General features: G+C 30.9%; 18 protein-coding genes. 11 read left to right on the plus strand and 7 right to left on the minus strand.

What is annotated here, in order from left to right:
• Nucleotides 1-97: 97 nt before the first annotated feature.
• Both trpS and ABNK64_RS06850 read right to left on the minus strand, forming a co-directional pair.
• A complete protein-coding gene (trpS, locus tag ABNK64_RS06845) occupies nucleotides 98-1,087 on the minus strand; it encodes a tryptophan--tRNA ligase (RefSeq protein WP_291255811.1) in 990 nt (329 codons plus the stop codon).
• Nucleotides 1,088-1,138: 51 nt separating this feature from the next.
• On the minus strand, nucleotides 1,139-2,275 hold the full coding sequence (locus tag ABNK64_RS06850; RefSeq protein WP_349763904.1) for an ABC transporter substrate-binding protein: 1,137 nt from the start codon (nucleotides 2,273-2,275) through the stop codon (nucleotides 1,139-1,141).
• A 365-nt stretch (nucleotides 2,276-2,640) separates the two neighbouring features.
• Between ABNK64_RS06850 and ABNK64_RS06855 the strand changes: the two genes are divergently transcribed.
• The 5 genes from ABNK64_RS06855 to ABNK64_RS06875 all read left to right on the plus strand — a co-directional run bounded on the left by ABNK64_RS06855 (nucleotide 2,641) and on the right by ABNK64_RS06875 (nucleotide 8,336).
• Nucleotides 2,641-3,588 carry an ROK family protein gene (locus tag ABNK64_RS06855; RefSeq protein WP_349763905.1) on the plus strand — a complete coding sequence of 316 codons (948 nt, stop codon included), beginning with the start codon at nucleotides 2,641-2,643 and terminating at the stop codon, nucleotides 3,586-3,588.
• Nucleotides 3,589-3,773: 185 nt separating this feature from the next.
• Nucleotides 3,774-4,802: a galactose/glucose ABC transporter substrate-binding protein MglB gene (gene mglB / locus ABNK64_RS06860; protein WP_291255814.1), complete on the plus strand. Its 1,029-nt coding sequence runs from the start codon at nucleotides 3,774-3,776 to the stop codon at nucleotides 4,800-4,802.
• A gap of 78 nt (nucleotides 4,803-4,880) precedes the next feature.
• On the plus strand, nucleotides 4,881-6,383 hold the full coding sequence (gene mglA / locus ABNK64_RS06865; protein ID WP_291255815.1) for a galactose/methyl galactoside ABC transporter ATP-binding protein MglA: 1,503 nt from the start codon (nucleotides 4,881-4,883) through the stop codon (nucleotides 6,381-6,383).
• 36 nt (nucleotides 6,384-6,419) lie between these two features.
• Nucleotides 6,420-7,439 carry a galactose/methyl galactoside ABC transporter permease MglC gene (gene mglC / locus ABNK64_RS06870; protein WP_291255816.1) on the plus strand — a complete coding sequence of 340 codons (1,020 nt, stop codon included), beginning with the start codon at nucleotides 6,420-6,422 and terminating at the stop codon, nucleotides 7,437-7,439.
• Between the two features lie 75 nt (nucleotides 7,440-7,514).
• Entirely contained in the window at nucleotides 7,515-8,336 is an 822-nt protein-coding gene (locus ABNK64_RS06875) for a lysozyme inhibitor LprI family protein (protein WP_349763906.1), read from the plus strand.
• Between the two features lie 67 nt (nucleotides 8,337-8,403).
• On the opposite strand, the gene ABNK64_RS06880 is transcribed toward ABNK64_RS06875, so the two are convergent.
• Both ABNK64_RS06880 and ABNK64_RS06885 read right to left on the minus strand, forming a co-directional pair.
• Complete coding sequence (locus tag ABNK64_RS06880; RefSeq protein WP_291259204.1) at nucleotides 8,404-9,126, minus strand: LytR/AlgR family response regulator transcription factor; 723 nt, start codon at nucleotides 9,124-9,126, stop codon at nucleotides 8,404-8,406.
• A gap of 9 nt (nucleotides 9,127-9,135) precedes the next feature.
• On the minus strand, nucleotides 9,136-10,803 hold the full coding sequence (locus tag ABNK64_RS06885) for a LytS/YhcK type 5TM receptor domain-containing protein (protein ID WP_349763907.1): 1,668 nt from the start codon (nucleotides 10,801-10,803) through the stop codon (nucleotides 9,136-9,138).
• A gap of 197 nt (nucleotides 10,804-11,000) precedes the next feature.
• On the opposite strand from ABNK64_RS06885, the gene ABNK64_RS06890 reads away from it, so the two are divergent.
• From ABNK64_RS06890 to der, 3 genes are all read left to right on the plus strand, one after another.
• Nucleotides 11,001-12,416 carry a carbon starvation CstA family protein gene (locus ABNK64_RS06890; RefSeq protein WP_349763908.1) on the plus strand — a complete coding sequence of 472 codons (1,416 nt, stop codon included), beginning with the start codon at nucleotides 11,001-11,003 and terminating at the stop codon, nucleotides 12,414-12,416.
• A 131-nt stretch (nucleotides 12,417-12,547) separates the two neighbouring features.
• Nucleotides 12,548-14,311 (plus strand): YgiQ family radical SAM protein, encoded by a 1,764-nt coding sequence (locus ABNK64_RS06895; protein WP_291255490.1) that lies wholly within the window; start codon nucleotides 12,548-12,550, stop codon nucleotides 14,309-14,311.
• A 3-nt stretch (nucleotides 14,312-14,314) separates the two neighbouring features.
• Nucleotides 14,315-15,637, plus strand: coding sequence for a ribosome biogenesis GTPase Der (der, locus tag ABNK64_RS06900; protein ID WP_291255491.1), 1,323 nt, complete (start codon nucleotides 14,315-14,317; stop codon nucleotides 15,635-15,637).
• Between the two features lie 138 nt (nucleotides 15,638-15,775).
• Here der and ABNK64_RS06905 read toward each other — a convergent pair whose 3' ends face one another.
• Entirely contained in the window at nucleotides 15,776-16,186 is a 411-nt protein-coding gene (locus tag ABNK64_RS06905; protein WP_300341296.1) for a hypothetical protein, read from the minus strand.
• 132 nt (nucleotides 16,187-16,318) lie between these two features.
• Here ABNK64_RS06905 and ABNK64_RS06910 point away from each other — a divergent pair, with 132 nt between their 5' ends.
• Both ABNK64_RS06910 and ABNK64_RS06915 read left to right on the plus strand, forming a co-directional pair.
• Entirely contained in the window at nucleotides 16,319-17,650 is a 1,332-nt protein-coding gene (locus ABNK64_RS06910) for an MATE family efflux transporter (protein WP_349763909.1), read from the plus strand.
• 41 nt (nucleotides 17,651-17,691) lie between these two features.
• A complete protein-coding gene (locus ABNK64_RS06915; protein WP_349763910.1) occupies nucleotides 17,692-18,063 on the plus strand; it encodes a hypothetical protein in 372 nt (123 codons plus the stop codon).
• Between the two features lie 87 nt (nucleotides 18,064-18,150).
• Here ABNK64_RS06915 and ABNK64_RS06920 read toward each other — a convergent pair whose 3' ends face one another.
• Together ABNK64_RS06920 and ABNK64_RS06925 are read right to left on the minus strand one after the other, a co-directional pair.
• On the minus strand, nucleotides 18,151-18,654 hold the full coding sequence (locus ABNK64_RS06920) for a flavodoxin (RefSeq protein WP_349763911.1): 504 nt from the start codon (nucleotides 18,652-18,654) through the stop codon (nucleotides 18,151-18,153).
• Between the two features lie 11 nt (nucleotides 18,655-18,665).
• A complete protein-coding gene (locus tag ABNK64_RS06925) occupies nucleotides 18,666-19,370 on the minus strand; it encodes a tRNA threonylcarbamoyladenosine dehydratase (RefSeq protein WP_349763912.1) in 705 nt (234 codons plus the stop codon).
• 212 nt (nucleotides 19,371-19,582) lie between these two features.
• Between ABNK64_RS06925 and rplU the strand changes: the two genes are divergently transcribed.
• Nucleotides 19,583-19,894, plus strand: coding sequence for a 50S ribosomal protein L21 (gene rplU, locus ABNK64_RS06930; protein ID WP_204688680.1), 312 nt, complete (start codon nucleotides 19,583-19,585; stop codon nucleotides 19,892-19,894).
• The last annotated feature ends 2 nt before the right edge of the window (nucleotides 19,895-19,896 follow it).

Raw genomic sequence — 19,896 nt, forward strand, 5'->3', positions numbered from 1 at the left:
ATTTCTATTTTTTTGCTAAAAAGAAAAGAGTGTTGCAAATTAATGACTAAAAATCATTAATTTGCAACAGCCCCTTTTTCTGCTTAATATTGAAGAATTAGTATTTATACATATTTCCAATAATACCAACAGCTTCTTTAGCTTTCATAACTTTCTCTTGAGCTATTGCTCTAGCTTTTTTTCCACCTTCAAAAAGTACGTCATGGATATAGTCCATATCTTGCATCAATTTCTCTCTTTTTTCTCTAGCTTCTCCAAAATATTCTAAAACAGCATTTAAAACCTCTGTTTTAGCATGTCCATATCCATAGTTTCCAGCTAAGAATTTTTCTTTCATCTCATTTTGTTTTTCAATAGTAGCAAAAAGAGAGTAGATTTTAGCTATATTATTATCTGGATTTTTAGGCTCTTCCAATGGAGTAGAGTCAGTAACAATACTCATAATCTGTTTTTTTAGATCTTTTTTACTAGCAAACATATTAATAGTATTTCCATAAGATTTACTCATTTTTTGTCCATCTACTCCTGGTACAACAGCAGATTCATCTAGAGTAAGAGGTTCAGGAAGTTTAAATAGATCAACTCCATACTGTTGGTTAAATTTCATAGCTATATCTCTAGTCATTTCAAGATGTTGTTTTTGATCCTTTCCAACAGGAACTACATCAGCATCATACATCAATATATCAGCTGCCATAAGGACAGGATAAGTAAGAAGTCCTGTGTTAGGAGTGATTCCTTTAGCTACTTTATCTTTATAAGAGTGACCTCTTTCAAGTAATCCAACAGGTGTTACATTTGATAGTAACCAAGAAAGTTCAACATGTTCAGGTACATCTGATTGTAAAAATATTGTTGATTTATTTGGATCAAGTCCTAATGCAAGATAATCTAATACAATATTGTAAGTATTATCTTTTAAGGCTTTGGGATCAGTTAATGATGTAAGAGAGTGGTAATCAGCTATGAAATAAAATCCATCATATACACCACTGTTTTGAGCTTCTATAAATTGTTTCATAGCTCCGAAATAATTTCCTAGGTGAAGAATTCCACTAGGTTGAATTCCAGATAAACTTCTTTTCATTTTATTCCTCCTAAATTATGATATAAATTCCTTAATATTATATCACAATACCTATTTTGTTTCTACTAGAGAATCAAAAATGTACTTTCCATCTTTAACTTTGATCAAAGTTACTGCTTTTACAGGATTGTTATTTTTATCAAAAGTAAGATGTCCAGTAATTCCATCTAAATCAGTTTTTTTAATAGCTTCTACTAACTCATTCTTGTCAACAGAATTAGCTGATTCAATAGCTGACTTTAAAACATATACAGTATCATAGGCTAAAGCTGAAAATGCTGTAGGCTCTTCTTTATAAGTATCTCTATATTTAGTTAAAAAAGCTTGTAATCTTTCATTTTGATCTTCACTAGAGTAATGGTTAGTAAAGTAACTATTATCAACAGTTGTATAAGCTGAAGGATCAAGAGCCTTTATAATTCCATCCCAACCATCAGGACCAATGAAAGTAGATTTTATTCCTACCTCTCTAGCCTGTGTAGCGATAAGAGCAGATTGTTCATAATATTCTGGTATCATTAAAACATCTGGATTTTCTCCCTTTATTTTAGTAAGTTGTGCTTTAAAATCTTTATCATTTTCAGAATATCCTTCCTTAGCAACAATTGTTATACCCTCTTTATTAGCTTGAGCAATAAAGGCTTTTGTAATACCATCAGAGTAATCGCTAGAAGTATTTACTAAAATAGCAGCAGTTTTAGCATTTAATTTATCTTTTGAGAATTTTGCTAATACACTTCCTTGGTATGGATCTGTGAAACAAGTACGGAATACACTAGATCCCTCTTTGGTAATATCAATCTGTGTTGCTGTAGGTGTAATCATAGGGATACCATCTTGAGATGCTATTTCAGCAACAGCAAGAGTAGATTTAGAGGTAACACTTCCAATGATAGCAGATACCCCACTATCTATCAATTTGTTGTAGGCATTAACTGCTTCAATTGGATCAGCTTTCTCATCTAATGAGATGTACTCCAATTTTTTACCTAATACACCTCCATTGGAATTTATCTCCTCAAAAGCTAACTTTGCACCATTTTCAATAGATGTTCCATAGATAGCAGCAGAACCAGTTAAAGGTCCCATTCCACCTATTTTGATTGAAGAGTTATCCTGTTGGACATTGGAATCCCCACAACCTGTTAAGATAAAGATTGTTGTTAAAAAAGTGATGATTTTTTTCATAAAATTTTCCTCCTTAAGATATTTTGGTATAAAAAAAACAGCCCTGTTAGGCTGTTGAAAACAAAAATTATTTAGTATAAAAAAGTATTCTTAAAAAATATAGAATAGGGAACTAAATAACATAAAAATCCTAACATTTAGACAATGGATATGACAAAAAACTCAGTCTGTTATTGCTGAGTAAGAGTACATATGCAGTTGTCCAACAAATGTTAGAACTAAACATAATAGTTTCCTCCTTAAAATGATTTCATCTATTATAACACTTTTTTAAAAAAAATCAAGTGTAATTTTAAAATAAAAAAAGATGTAAAAAAAAATAACATATAGTATAATAAAGTTATCATAAAGATGGAGGTATTAGAATGAATTATTATGTAGGTATTGATTTAGGGGGAACAAATACAAAAATAGGAATACTTGATATTCAAGGAAATATTTTTAAAAGCACTATCATAAAAACTTTATCAGCAGAGGGAGCAGAGAGTACACTTACTAGAATCTGGGAAGCAGCGAAAAATTTAGCTATAGAGTTAAATATAGAGATTAAAGATTTGAAGGGAATAGGAATAGGTATACCTGGACCTGTTATAAACCAAAGTGTTGTAGCTTTTTTTGCTAATTTTCCTTGGGGAACAAATGTTGAAATCAAAAAGATGATGGAGAATATATCTGGTGTAGAAACAAGATTGGACAATGATGTGAATATAATTGCATTAGGAGAAGCAAGATATGGAGCAGCAAAGGGAAGTAGTACAAGTGTAACTATTGCTTTGGGAACAGGAATAGGTGGAGGTATCTATATTGAAGGTAAACTTATCTCTGGATTTACAGGTGCTGGAGGAGAAGTTGGACATATGAAGCTTGTGAAAGATGGTAGATTGTGTGGTTGTGGACAAAATGGTTGTTTTGAAGCATATGCATCAGCTACAGGTTTAGTAAGAGAGGCAACTTCAAGATTGATTGTAAATAAAAATAATATGTTGTACTCTATGATAGATGGAGATATTGAGAGATTAGAAGCGAAAGATATATTTGATGCAGCTAAAAAAGGGGATAAATTCTCAATGGACCTAGTTGATTATGAAGCTGAATATTTAGCTATGGGAATAGGAAATATTCTGAATATAATAAATCCAGAAAAAATTGTATTAGGTGGAGGAGTAGCTATGGCAGGAGATATTCTGTTATCACCTATGAAGAAGAAATTAGAAAAGTATGCATTGGGAGTAACTCTGGAAAATTTAGAGATAGTTCAAGGTGTATTAGGAAATGAAGCTGGAATAAAGGGTGCAGTTGGACTGTTTATGTAGATGATTTAGAAAAAAAACTTATTTTATTTTGTAAAATAAGTTTGTAGATTTTAAAGATTGTTACTTGACAAAATATAGATAAAATACTATCATTGAGTATATAGATTGAAAACGTTCTTTAGAGTTTAAAAAGAATTAAAAAGTTCACAAATTAAACAGTGTACACTATAGGAGGGAATTAAGATATGAAAAAAACAGGAATTATCTTAGGAGCATTATTATTAGCAGCTGGTTTAACAGGATGTGGTGGAGAGAAGAAAGAGGAAGCTACTGCAGCAGCAAAAGCACCTGAAAAATCAAGAATAGGATTTACAGCATACAAGTATGATGATAACTTTATATCACTATACAGAAAAGTTGTATTAGCTGAAGCTGATAAAGTTAAAGACACAGTTGAATTAACAATGAACGATTCTCAAAATAGCCAACAAACTCAAAATGACCAAATAGATGTTATGTTATCTAAAGGTGTAGATGCATTAGCAATCAACTTAGTTGACCCAGCAGCAGGACAAACAGTAATGGAAAAAATAAAAGCTGAGAATGTTCCAGTTGTATTTTATAATAAAAAACCAGCTAAATCAGTATTAGAAGGATATGAAAAAGCTTACTATGTAGGAATTGACCCAAATGCTCAAGGTGTAGCACAAGGTGAATTAATAGCAAAAGCTTGGAAAGCTAATCCAGATTTAGACTTAAATAAAGATGGAGTTATCCAATATGTTATGATAAAAGGAGAGCCTGGACACCCAGATGCTGAAGCAAGAACAATTTACTCTATCAAAACTTTAAATGATATGGGAATCCAAACTGAAGAGTTACATCTAGACGCTGCAATGTGGGATACTGCAATGGCAAAAGATAAAATGGATGCTTGGTTATCAGGACCTAATGGAGAAAAAATTGAAGTTGTAATTTCAAACAACGACGGAATGGCTCTAGGAGCTATCGAATCATTAAAAGCAGCAGGAAAAATGTTACCAGTTTATGGAGTAGATGCTTTACCAGAGGCAATTGCTAAGATAGAAGCTGGAGAGATGGCAGGAACTGTTCTTAACGACGCTCAAGGACAAGGAAAAGGAACTTGGGATATGGTTGTAAACTTAGCTCAAGGAAAAGAAGCAACAGATGGAACTTCTTATGAGTTAGTAGAAAAAGAATTATTAATTCCTAGTATTGGAATAGATAAAGAAAATGCAGCACAATTCAAATAGAAACAATTAGTTAGGATTAGTTGAAAAGGGGAATTGTAACTTACAATTTCCCCTTTTTTATGAAAGAAGGAGACTGTCATGGAAAAGGATAAATACTTATTAGAGATGAACAATATTACAAAAGAATTTCCTGGGGTAAAGGCATTAGATGGTGCAAATCTAAAAGTAAGACCTTATTCGGTACATGCTCTAATGGGAGAGAATGGTGCAGGAAAATCGACTCTAATGAAATGCTTATTTGGTATTTATGAAAAAGATTCAGGGGATATCTTATTTGAAGGAAAAGAGATAAACTTTAAATCGGCAAAAGAAGCATTAGATAATGGAGTTTCAATGGTTCATCAGGAGTTAAACCAAGTTCTACAGAGAAATATCTTAGATAATATTTGGTTAGGAAGATATCCTAAAAAAGGATTCTTTATTGATGAGAAAAAAATGTATGAAGATACTAAAAGAATATTTGAAGATTTGGATATAAATGTGGATCCACGTGCAAAAATGGGAGATCTAGCTGTTTCTGAAAGACAGATGGTAGAGATAGCTAAGGCTGTATCATATAATTCTAAAATCATAGTTATGGATGAGCCAACATCATCACTTACAGAGAAAGAGGTAGAACATTTATTCAGAATTATCAATAAATTAAGAGATAAAGGTTGTGGAATTGTTTATATATCTCATAAAATGGAAGAGATAAAAGCTATATCTGATGATATAACAATAATGAGAGATGGAAAATGGATAGGAACAGAATCTGTAAAAGATTTAACAACTGATCAAATAATAAATATGATGGTAGGAAGAGATTTAACTAATCGTTTCCCACCAAAAGACAACGTAATCAAAGAGGAGATCTTAAAAGTTCAAGGCTTGACAGCATTACATCAACCTTCTATTCAAGATATATCTTTTGAATTACACAAGGGTGAGATACTTGGAATAGCAGGATTAGTTGGTTCTAAGAGAACAGAGATCGTAGAAACAATTTTCGGAATGAGAGAAAAATCAAGTGGGAAAATAACTATTAAAGGGAAAGAGGTAAAAAATAGCAATCCAAATGAAGCAATTGCAAATGGTTTTGCTCTTGTAACAGAGGAGCGTAGAGCAACAGGTATCTATGGAATGCTAGATATAAATTTCAACTCTACTATTTCAAACTTAGATAGATATAGAGGAAAAGCAGCACTTCTAAATGACAAAGGAATGAAAGAGGATACTCAGTGGGTAATAAATAGTATGCACGTAAAAACACCTTCACAAGATACAACTATTGGATCATTATCTGGTGGAAATCAACAAAAGGTAATCTTGGGAAGATGGCTATTAACAGAGCCAGATGTACTTATGCTAGATGAACCTACAAGAGGTATTGACGTTTTAGCTAAATATGAGATATATCAGTTGATGATAGAGTTAGCTAAGAAAGATAAAGCAATAATAATGATATCTTCAGAGATGCCTGAGCTTTTAGGAGTAACAGATAGAATACTTGTAATGAGTAATGGAAGAGTTGCAGGAATAGTAAAAACTTCTGAAACTACTCAAGAAGAGATAATGACACTATCAGCTAAATATCTATAAGGTTAAGAAATAAGAGATAAAGAGGAGAAAAAGGTTATGAATATACGTACAAAAGATGGAAATATAGATTATAAAAAACTTTTAATTCAAAGTGGATTGTATTTGGTATTGTTTTTAATGTTAGTTCTTATTATAATTAAGGAGCCTTCTTTCTTAAGTATAAGAAACTTTAAAAATATTTTAACTCAATCATCTGTAAGACTTATTATAGCACTAGGTGTTGCAGGGCTTATAGTAACAACAGGTACAGACCTTTCAGTAGGAAGACAGGTTGGATTTTCGGCAGTAATTTCAGCAACTTTATTACAAGCAGCTACAACTGCTCATAAGGTATATCCTAATATGCAGGATTTCCCATTATTTGGAGCAATTGCAATAGTAATGGTAGTTGGTATGGTAATTGGTGCTTTAAACGGATTGGCAGTAGCCAAGTTAAATCTACACCCATTCATAGTAACAATGGGAAGTATGACAATAGTTTATGGAATTAACTCACTTTATTATGATTATGCTGGTGGATCACCAATAGCTGGATTTGCAAGCAAATATACAACATTTGCACAAGGTTACATAGATATAGGTGGATTTACAATTTCTTACTTAATTTTCTATGCTATAATTGCAACATTAATAATGTGGGTACTATGGAATAAAACAAAATTTGGTAAAAATGTATTTGCTGTTGGAGGAAATATAGAAGCTGCTAAAGTATCAGGAGTAAATGTTCACTGGACATTGATAAAATTATATGCTTTATCTGGAATATTTTATGCATTTGGTGGATTCTTAGAAGCAGGACGTATTGGATCAGCAACTAACAACTTAGGAAATATGTATGAGATGGACGCAATTGCTGCTTGTGTAATTGGAGGAGTTTCATTCTATGGAGGAGTTGGAAAGATATCAGGAGTTGTAACAGGAGTTATACTACTTACAGTTATCAACTATGGATTGACTTATATAGGTGTAAATCCATACTGGCAATATATTATAAAAGGACTTATCATAATAGTGGCAGTTGCATTTGACTCTATTAAATATGCTAAGAAAAAATAGAAATATATAAGAAGAGAGGTTTGACCTCTCTTTTTATATAACTGAAAATTTTTAAATAAATAAGGAGGAGAAAACATGTTAAAAAAAAGAGTTGCTATTTTACTATCTGTCATAGCTATTTTTTTCTGGAATATCTCTCAATCAAAAGCTGAGAGCATTCAAGAAGAGATAGAAAAAATAGAGGAAAAATCTATTGAGTATGAAGAGATTATATCGAATACTGAAACTCAATCAAATTTAAATATCAATTCTAGTGAGTTAGCTAATCTTTGGGATGCTGAACTTAATTTTTTGTGGAAAAGACTTGTTAAAGAATTAAATGCTGAACAGAAGAAAAAGGTATTAGCACAGCAAAGGGCTTGGATAAAAAGAAAAGAAGCAGATATAAAAGCTACTGGAGCAGAGTATGAAGGTGGAAGTATTCAACCATTGATATACAATTCAAGAACTGCAGAACTAACAAGAGCAAGGGTATATGTACTTGCTAAATATTTAGCACATGCTAGAAAAGAACCTTTTATTGTTTCAAATAAGATTAAAGAGAGTATAAACGAAGCGGATCCAAGTTTATATGATATTTTTAAATCATTTGAGGGATGTTGGGAAATATATGAAGAAACTAATAAATATATTGGAATTGAAAGAACAGATATGTCTTTATATGGTGTAGATGGAAGTAATTGGACTCTTTGGATAACTGATGGTGTGGTTCTTTCAGACTTAAATGTATATAGTTATACAAAAGAAAGTATCATTTTTAAAGTTTCAAATAATGGAAAAGATAGTTTTTATAGACTTGGGATAAATGTTGATTATTCTCTTATTTTTGAAAGTGGAAACTCTTTAGACGAGATGGAAAATCCTATATTTTCTTATGATTTTAAAGAACGTAAATAAATGAAATATCTATAAGTTGTATTTTATACAGAGGAGTTGAGATATTATTAATCAACTCCTCTTATATTTATTTTATGCTTAATAATTCTTTAAACTCTTTAATATTATTTCTACTAACGGGGATTTTAGATTTTATATTTTCAATTTTTAAAATGTATGTTCCATTAAACCAAGGTTCAATCTCTCTGATTTTATCAAGATTTACAATATATGATCTGTGAGTTCTATAGAATCTATTTTTAGGAAGGAGCTCCTCCCACTTAGAAAGATTTAACTTGGAAGTATAACAAAAATCTTGTGTATAAATAAGGCTCTCTTTCTCTATAATCTCAATGTAGCAGATCTCATCAATGGATAGGACAATCATTTTTTCACCAAGCATTACAGTTATTTTATTGAGTCTATTATTTTCCTTAGGAATACTACTTATCTTAGAGTTTTCAAGATTGGATAAAACCTCATTTATTCTAGCTTCTGAATAGGGCTTTAACAGATAATCAAAAGCTTTTATCTCAAAGGCTTCAGCAGCATAGTCTTTATATGCAGTAATAAATATAATTTTAAGATCTGGATTTAATTTCGTGATAATTTTTCCTAAACTCATTCCGTCTAATTCAGGCATATTTATATCTAAAAAAATAGCATCCACACTGTTATCTTGAATGAATTTTAAAGCATCAATTGGGTTATCAAACTCTTTTTCTAATTCAATTCCTTCGTGGAGAGAAAGAAAGTACTTAAGTTCCTCTCTAGCAGGAAATTCATCTTCAACTATGATACATTTAAGCATAAGAACCTCCTATTCAATATAAAATGAAATTTTTGTACCTTGATTAAGTTTTTCTATAACTAATCCTTTACCATATAGTAATTTCAATCTGTTATGAACATTTTTTAAACCAATACTTTTATCGATCTTAGTATCAATATCAGCAATAGTCTGTTCACTAATTCCGACTCCATTGTCCTCAATAGTAATAATAGCACCCTTCCCATATTGTTTTCCAGAGATGAGAACAGTTCCTCCTTCTCTTTGTTTAAGTATTCCATGTTTGACACTATTTTCAACAAGTGGTTGTATGATTAAGCTTGGTAGTTCAATATTTTCAATCTCTGAAGGGATGTCATATTCAACATTTATCTTATCACCAAAACGAGCCTTCTCTATGTTAATATAGGCTTTTACCTGTTCTAACTCTTTTATTAAAGGAAGGTGTTTAGACGTATTTTCAAGATTGTATCTCAAATATGTAGAGAGATTTAAGATGATCTCTCTAGATTTATCAGGGTTTATTCTTACAAAAGATGAGATAGTGTGAAGAGCATTAAATAAAAAATGTGGATTTATTTGAGTTTGTAATGCTCTCAATTCTGCATCTTTAGCCATTGCTTTAAGATTTTCAATATTGCTTAATTCCAATTGGGTAGAAATTAGCATTGAAAGTCCTTCAGCTAGATATTTTTTTCTAGATGTTATCAATTTAGAGGTATCAAAATATAATTTTAATGTTCCACAAATCTTTTTTTCACCTTGAAATAGTGGAAGTATTATACAAGACTTAATATTTCCATTGATACACTGAAAGCTACTAACTTCACTCTCTTCCTTTCCTAGAATAACTAATTCTCCACTGTTTAAAACTTGTTTTGTAGCATTGCTCTTTATTTTACAATGATCTAAGGTATATTCATTAGAGATGACATGACTAGCAATTATATACTCAGTATCAGTTATAACAACGACCTTTGCTTCTAAAGATTCTAAAATAATCTTACAAACCTCATTGAGAGACTCTCCTTTTCTAAAAAAAGGAAGTGACTTATTTGCAATTTCTAAGGCAAGCTTAGCTTGTTTTCCAGCAGATCTCTCTTTTTCAGAGATTAAATCTTCAATAATGATAAGTACAATAGAAACTCCTAAAGCATTTGCTAGTATCATAGGAAGATAGATTGTTTTAACAATATCCTTTGCCACTTCAAAGCTATAGAAATAGTATCCAGTAACAAGAATTAAAAACATACTGATATTTTCAATGATAAAGCCACTAAAAAATCCATAGATATAGCAGTTCTTTTCATTTGTTTTTTGATAGAAACCTGAGGTAACAAATCCTCCAACAATAGAGGCAATACTACAAGCTACAGTAGTAGGACTGTGTATATCTACAAAAAATCTATGAAAACCAGCTACAATTCCTGTTATTATCCCAACTTGTGGACCAGCAATGATACCAGCTACAGCTACTCCAATATTTCTAGTATTAACAATAGCTCCCTTATACTCTATTCCAGTGTATGTTCCAATGATTGATAGAAAAGAAAAGAATATTGAAAGTAGGATAATGTCTTTTTTATTATATATTTTTTTAGTAAAAATATCTTGAGCACTTTTAAATTTTGTAAAGAAAAATGCAAGGGCAATAATATAGCCCAGATTATTTAAAATTCGGCTAGTTAATTCAAACATAAAACCTCCTTAAGATAGTTTTCTACTAATTATAACACAAAGAGTAAATTATAAAAAGTAAAAAGCATTTAAAGATAAAAAAAAGACATTTTAAGTAAAAAAAAATGCATTTCACAGATAAAAAAACAAAAAAATCAATAGATAGTGTACCATATATGTGATAAAGTAATTGAATACTAAACAGAAGGAGGAAAAATATGATAAGTTTTATAGTATCGATCATATTATTGATAGTAGGTTATGCTATCTATGGAAAAGTAGTAGAAAATATATTTGGACCAGATGAAAATGCGTTAACACCAGCTAAGAGATTACAAGATGGTGTTGACTATGTAGAGATGGATTGGAAGAAGACGTTTTTAATTCAATTTTTAAATATAGCAGGAACAGGACCTATATTTGGAGCTGTAGCAGGAGCAATGTGGGGACCAGCAGCATTTGTTTGGATAGTTTTTGGTTGTATATTTGCAGGAGCAGTACACGACTATCTAATAGGAATGATGTCATTGAAAAAAGATGGTGCTAGTGTTGCTGAGTTGGTAGGAGAAAACTTAGGTAATGGAGCAAAACAGTTAATGAGAGTGTTCTCTGTTGTACTATTAATATTAGTAGGAGTTGTATTTATAACAAGTCCAGCAGCTATTTTAAATGACTTAACAGGAATAGATAAGATGGTTTTAATAGGAATAATAATAGTATACTATCTAATTGCAACTGTATTACCAATAGATAAAGTAATTGGAAAAATCTATCCAATATTTGGAATAGCTCTATTAGTGATGGCAATTGGAATCGGATTTGGTATAGTTATTCAGGGATATGATATTCCAGAGGTAGCTTTTCACAACTTCCACCCAAAAGGAACTTCAATTTTCCCATACCTTTGTATATCAATAGCTTGTGGAGCAATCAGTGGATTCCATGCAACACAATCACCTATGATGGCAAGATGTATGGCTAATGAAAAAGAAGGAAGAAGAGTATTCTATGGAGCAATGATTTCAGAAGGAATAGTTGCATTAGTATGGGCAGCAGCAGCAATGTCTTTCTTTGGTGGAACAGAAGGATTAGGAGGAGCTCTAGCAAATGGTGGAGCAGCTGTAGTAGTTAATAAAATATCAGGAACTGTATTGGGAAAAGTAGGAGGAGCATTAGCAATATTAGGAGTTGTAGCTTGTCCAATAACTTCAGGAGATACAGCTTTCAGAAGTGCTAGACTTACAATAGCTGATGCAATTGGTTATAAACAAGGTCCTGTATTAAATAGATTTGTTGTAGCTATACCATTATTTGCAATAGGAATTGCACTATGCTTTATTGATTTTAATGTTCTTTGGAGATATTTCAGCTGGTCAAACCAAACATTAGCAACAATAGCTTTATGGGCAGCAAGTAAATATTTGGCAAATAGAGGAAAAAATTATAAGATTGCTATGATTCCAGCTATGTATATGACTGTTGTAGTTACATCATATATTATAATAGCTCCAGAGGGATTTGTAAGATTTTTCAGTGGTGTTCCAACAAGTACAATAGAGTTAATTGGAAATGTATCAGGTATAATTTTATCACTTATCTGTACTATAGGATTTATGAGATCACTAAAAAAATAGTTATTAATAATACATTTTATACTTATAAAGAGTCTAGAGAGATCTAGGCTTTTTATTTTATAAAAAAAATTCGTAAATTTTTATAAAATATGGTAAAATAAAGGGTAAATTATAAAGGAATAGGTGATGTTATGTTTTTGCCTACTACAATGGAAGAGGTAAAAAAAATAGGATGGGAAGAATTAGATATAATATTAGTATCAGGGGATACATATATAGATAGCTCTTACAATGGAAGTGCTGTCATAGGAAAATGGTTAGTAAAAAATGGTTTTAGAGTTGGAATAATAGCTCAACCAGATATAAATAGTGATGTAGATATAAAGAGATTGGGACAACCTAGATTATATTGGGCAATATCAGGGGGTTGTGTAGATTCAATGGTGGCTAACTATACAGCTACTAAGAAGAAGAGAAAACAAGATGATTTTACTCCTGGTGGAGAGAATAATAGAAGACCAGACAGAGCGGTAATAGCTTATACAAATTTAGTAAAAAGATATTTTAAAAATTCAGATATACCTATTGTAATAAGTGGAATAGAGGCTAGTTTGAGAAGAATTACTCACTATGATTATTGGAGTAATAATTTGAGAAGACCTGTTATATTTGATGCTAAGGCAGATATTCTATCTTATGGAATGGGAGAGAAATCTATGTTAGCCCTAGCTAAAGCCTTAAAGGGTGGAAGAGAATGGAGAAATATAAAAGGGTTGTGTTATATAGCCAAAGATAAAAAGGATAGTTACTTACAACTACCAAGCCACGAAGAGTGTTTAGAAGATAAATTAAAATTTATAGAAGCTTTTAATATTTTTTATAGAAATTGTGATCCTATAACTGCTAAGGGAATTTATCAAAAATGTGGAGATAGATATTTGATTCAAAATCCACCAAGTGAAAACTTCTCTTCACAAGAGTTAGATGATATCTATTCAATGGAATTTGAGAGAGAGGTACACCCTTACTATAAAAAAATGGGTGATGTGAGAGCACTAGATACAATAAGAAACTCTGTAACAACTCATAGAGGTTGTTATGGTGAGTGTAATTTCTGTGCAATAGCAATTCACCAAGGTCGTACTGTAATCTCAAGAAGTGAGGATTCTATTGTTGAAGAGATAAAGAAAATATCAGGAGCACCAAAGTTTAAAGGATATATAGCAGATGTGGGAGGACCTACAGCTAATATGTATCAAGTGGAATGTAGTAAAAAACTGAAGTTAGGAGCTTGTCAGGATAGGAGATGCCTATATCCACAAAAATGTCCAGCATTAAAAATAGATCATAGTAAGCAAGTTGATCTGTTAAATAGATTAAAGAAAATAGATAAGATAAAGAAAATATTTATTGCATCTGGAATAAGATATGATATGATTTTAGATGATAAAAAATGTGGACAGTTGTATTTAGAGGATATAATAAAGGATCATGTATCTGGGCAGATGAAAATAGCTCCAGAACACACTGAGGATAAGGTACTTTCTCTTATGGGAAAACAGGGAAAAACACTTTTAAAGGATTTTAAAGAGAGATTTTATAAGATTAATGAGAAGTATGGCTTGAAACAGTTTTTGACTTATTATCTAATAGCAGCACACCCAGGTTGTACAGAAAAAGATATGTTAGACTTAAAGAGATTTGCATCTGCAGAATTGAGAGTAAACCCTGAGCAGGTACAGATATTTACACCGACTCCTTCAACATACTCTACACTCATGTATTATACAGAGATAAATCCATTTACAATGAAAAAAATGTATGTTGAAAAGGATAATGGAAAGAAACAGAAGCAGAAAGATATAGTAGTTGTTCAAGAAAAAAGTTCGAAATTAAAAAATGGAAATACTAATAATAAAAATAAAAAAAATTATAATAGAAAGATAGGGAGGTAAAAAATGAAGCCTATTGTTGCAATAGTTGGAAGACCAAATGTTGGAAAATCAACATTATTTAATAATCTGGTAGGAGATAGAGTGGCTATAGTTGATGATATGCCAGGTGTAACAAGAGATAGACTGTATAGAGAGACAGAATGGAATGGGACAGAGTTTGTAGTAGTTGATACTGGAGGACTTGAGCCAAGAAATAATGATTTTATGATGACAAAGATAAAACAACAAGCTGAAGTTGCTATGAATGAAGCTGATGTAATTTTATTTGTTGTAGATGGAAAGTGTGGGGTAAATCCTTTAGATGAGGAGATTGCCTATATTTTAAGAAAGAAGAATAAACCAATCATCTTATGTGTAAATAAGATTGATAACTTCTTAGAGCAACAAGATGATGTTTATGATTTCTGGGCTCTAGGATTTGAACATCTAATACCTATTTCTGGGGGACACAAGGTAAACCTTGGAGATATGTTGGATATGGTAACTGACACAATTAAAAAAATTGATATTCCTGAAGATGAGGAAGATGTTTTAAAACTTGCTATTATAGGAAAACCTAATGCTGGAAAATCATCATTAGTAAACAGACTTTCTGGAGAAGAGAGAACAATAGTAAGTGATATTGCTGGTACAACAAGAGATGCAATAGATACAATTGTTGAGTTTGATGAGAAAAAATATATGATAATAGATACAGCTGGTATCAGAAGAAAGTCAAAAGTTGAAGAGAGCTTAGAGTATTATTCAGTACTTAGAGCTATAAAAACAATAAAAAGAGCAGATGTTTGTTTACTTATGTTAGATGGAAAAGAGGGACTGAGTGAACAAGATAAGAGAATAGCAGGAATAGCTGCAGAAGAGTTAAAACCTATAATTATAGTTGTTAATAAATGGGATTTAGTAGATAAAAAAGGAAATACAATGGAGAAGATGAGAGAGAAACTTTATGCAGAACTTCCATTCTTATCATATGCTCCAATAGAGTTTGTATCAGCTTTAACAGGTCAAAGAACAACAAAATTATTAGAGATAGCAGATACAATCTTTGAAGAGTATAACAAGAGAATATCTACAGGTATCTTAAATACAGTATTAAAAGAAGCTGTACTTATGAATAACCCACCAACTAGAAAGGGAAGAGTAGTTAAAATTAACTATGCAACACAAGTATCAGTTGCTCCACCAAGATTTGCATTATTCTGTAACTATCCAGAACTTATACACTTCTCATATGCTAGATATATAGAGAATAAATTTAGAGAAGCTTTTGGATTTGATGGATCTCCAATATTAATTAGCTTTGAAAAGAAAAATGGTGAAGAATAATTTAATAATTTTGTAATAATTTTGACATAATTCTATGTTATTATTAATACATAATAAATCTTTCCCCAAAATATTTTATATATTAGATAACAAACAATAAGAAGCCATTAGATGATCTAATGGCTTCTTATTGTTTTACTATAAATTTTCAGATAATTCAAATATCAACTGTTCACGAATCTCTTTATATCCTTGTAAAATAGAGATTTTCCAATTACTTCCATAAAGTTTAACTTCAAAACTATCAATCTCACTATCTAAATTTTTAGCTGTAACTTTTTTCTTATCGTAAATAAGGGCTCTTTTCTCCTCTTTACCCTCTATTGAGATTATTAGCATACCCTTTGAAAATCCTTTGATAAGCACTTCAGCAGCTCTTTCTGTTTCAAATTTTTCAATAGCTCTCTCTTTTCTATTTTCAGCATTTTTTCTTTTATTTTCAGTAAGTCTTTTAAACTTCTTCTCTTCTTCTAGTCTTTTAGCTTTTTTCATCTTTTTATTGATGCCATAAGCCTTTCCTTTCGGTTTATCTTTACTAATAATTTCCATAGTTCACTCCTTGATCAAAAATATTATACTATTTTATTATATCATATTTAACAGAAATATAAAAATGTACTAGATTTTTTTTGAAAAAAATTATAGAATAAAAAATACATAAATTTAGATTTTGGAGGAAGAATGGGTAAGATACAAGTGAAATCATTAATGTCATTGACAATTCCTATCTTTTTTGAATTACTACTAGTAACAATAGTCGGAAATGTTGATACAATAATGTTAGGACACTATAGTGACAAAGCAGTAGGAGCAGTAGGTGGAATAAGTCAGGTTTTAAATATTCAAAATGTAATTTTCGGGTTTGTGAATTTAGCAACAGCTATTTTATGTGCTCAATTTATAGGGGCAAAAAATAAGAGAAGAGTACATGAAGTAATAACTGTTTCTTTAGTTGTAAATTTAATTTTAGGATTATTTATGGGAATTTTATACTTTACATTTTGGAATACAATACTTGAGAAGATAAAACTTCCACTTGAGTTGATAGAGGTTGGAAAGAACTATTTTAAATTAGTTGGAGGGTTATGTATCTTTCAAGGGATAACTCTAACTTGTGGTGCTATTATGAAGAGTCATGGAAAACCAAAACAGATGCTATATGTAAATATGGGAGTAAATTTATTAAATATCTTAGGAAATGGTATGTTTATTTTTGGTTGGTTTGGAGTACCTATATTGGGGCCAACTGGTGTGGGAATATCAACAGTAGTTTCACGTGCAATAGGTTGTGTAGTTGGTTTTTTAGTAATGAGCCACAACTGTAATTTTAAATTTAGAAAGAAATTTCTAAAACCCTTTCCCTTCCATGTTATAAAAAATATTCTATCTATAGGGATACCAACTGCAGGAGAGAATTTGGCTTGGAATATAGGACAGTTGATGATAATGTCAATGATAAATACCATGGGAACTACTATGATAGCTTCTAGAACTTATTTGATGTTGATTGCTAACTTTGTGATGACATTTTCAATAGCCTTAGGACATGGGACAGCTATACAGGTAGGGCAATTAGTAGGGGCAAAAGAGAGTGAAGAGGCTTATGGTAAATGCTTAAAAAGTTTAAAACTATCTATTGTATTGGCTTTTTCAGTAACTGTTTTAGCTTGGCTATTTAAAAATCAGATAATGGGAGTTTTTACAAAAGATAGAGCTATTTTAGAAGCTTCTTTAAAAATATTTCCATTGATGATAGTGTTAGAAGTAGGAAGAGTATTTAATATAGTGATAATAAACTCTCTACATGCAGCTGGAGATATAAAATTTCCTATGTTTATGGGAATAATCTTTATTTTTATTGTGGCAGTTCCTTTTTCATATATATTTGGTGTAAAACTAGGTTGGGGATTGGTTGGAATATGGATAGCTAATGCAGCTGATGAATGGTTTAGAGGGATAGCTATGTTGATAAGATGGAGAAATAAAAAGTGGATAACTAAAAGTTTTGTCTAAAATATTTTGGAGGAAGAGGATAAAACTAGGAGGTATTAACTGTGAAAAAAATTTTAATTGGCTTATTTTTAATTATTTCAGCTTTGGGAGTAGCAGATGATAAGTATGATTATGTAGAGGATAAACTAGAACTAAAATACGGTATTTTAAGTGACTTCCAGCAAAATAAACTAAAACTCGATGATATAGATGTCGGAATATTTAGAGATAAAATATATGTAAAATTAGAAGTTGAATCACTAATAGGTGATGGTGGATGGAAAGAGTTTAATAAAAAAGAGTATGATAGACTAGCTACAGAGATAGCAGATAATACAAGAGAGATGCTGGGTGTAGGAGATCCTGTTGAAGTAACACTGGTTTTAAATAGAGAGATAGGAGAAAAAGAGGTACTATCAACTGGAATATACTAATTATAAGTGAATAATTACAAATTAAAGAAGTTGACTAACTTTATAGGTTAATCAACTTCTTTTTATAAATGTATTTTATTAAAATTATTAGTTAAATGATGGTAAAATCTCTTCTATCCAACTTTTAATCTTATCAGGAGTGTGATCTCCTTGGTTACCCTCATCAATTGCTAATCCTACAAATTGGTCACCAATTACAGCTTCAGACTCTTCATAGTGGTATCCCTCAGTAGATGTGAATCCAACCACTTTTCCACCATTATTAGTAACAACATCATAAAGTACTTTAATACTTCCTACAAATGACTCACCAAAAGCATATTGGTTTCCTAGACCAATAAGTCCAACTACTTTTCCAGAGAAATCTACTTTTGAAAATTCATCAAAAACATTTTCCCAATCAGCTTGTAATTCTCCAACTCCATAAGTAGGTGTAATTAAGATAAGATTCTCATAATCACCAATTGATGTTATTCCGTCTGCCACATTGATAACATCATACTCCATTTTTTTTAGATAAAATTCAACTTCATCAACAATCCCTAAAGTTGTTCCAGATGTTGAACCATAAAACACTCCTATTTTTTTCACTTCTATTCCTCCTATAAATTACAAATATCTTTAATAACTTCACTAGCAAGTATTAATCCAGCTGTTGATGGTACAAAAGATATACTTCCTACATTTACCTTTTTCTCTCTGCTTCCACTTAAATTTTCAGGCTTTTTAGGTTCCTCTTTTGAGTAAACTACCTTTAATTTCTTTATTCCTCTATTTTTTAGTTCTTTTCTAATAACTCTAGCTAGAGGACAAACAGATGTTTTATTGATATCAGCCACCTCTAACATTGTAGGATTAAGTTTATTTCCTGTTCCCATAGATGAGATAATAGGAATCTCTTTTTCCTTAGCAATGGATATTAGGTCTAGTTTAGAACTGACTAGATCAATAGCATCAACTATATATGAATAAGTTTTATCTTTAAAAAATATATCTATATTATCTTTGGAAAATTTAATAGGATATTCGTGTATAATCAATTGGGGATTTATATCCAACAATCTTTTTTTCATAACTGTTGTTTTTAATAATCCAACTGTACTTTGAAGAGCAATTATCTGTCTATTGATATTTGTAATATCAATATCATCAAAATCAACTATTGATATTTCACCAATTCCTGCTCTTACTAGAGCTTCTGTAGCAAAACCACCTACACCACCAATCCCGAAAACTATAATATGCGAATTTTTTAATCTATTCAGGTTTTCACTTCCTATTAAAAGTTCTGTCCTTTGAAATATCATAAATTACATCAACCTCTTAATTATTTACTAGATAAGTAAATAATACATTTTTTTTGAGAAAAAATCAATAGTTTTTATTAAAAAAATGTAAAAAAATTTAAGAATTATTGACAAAGTATAAAAAATGTGATATAATTTCATCTAGATTACGCATGAAATAAGGTCATCAGCAACCCTATTCAGCGATTGTTAATACTTTTGGAGGTGTTAGAATGTACGCAGTTATAAAAACTGGTGGTAAACAATACAAAGTTACAGAAGGTGACGTATTAAGAGTAGAGAAGTTAAATGCTGAAGTTAACACAACTGTAGAATTAACTGAAGTTCTTTTAGTAGCTAATGGAGAAACTGTAAAAGTTGGAACTCCTGTAGTAGAGGGAGCTAAAGTAGTTGCAGAAGTAGTAGCTCAAGGTAAAGGAGCTAAAGTAGTTAACTTCAAATACAAGCCAAAAACAGGATACCACAGAAAAAAAGGTCATAGACAACAATTTACTGAAATTAAAGTTACTTCAATAAACGCTTAATT

Origin of the sequence: Fusobacterium sp. SYSU M8D902, from assembly GCF_040199715.1 — a bacterium.
Lineage (GTDB): Bacteria > Fusobacteriota > Fusobacteriia > Fusobacteriales > Fusobacteriaceae > Fusobacterium_A.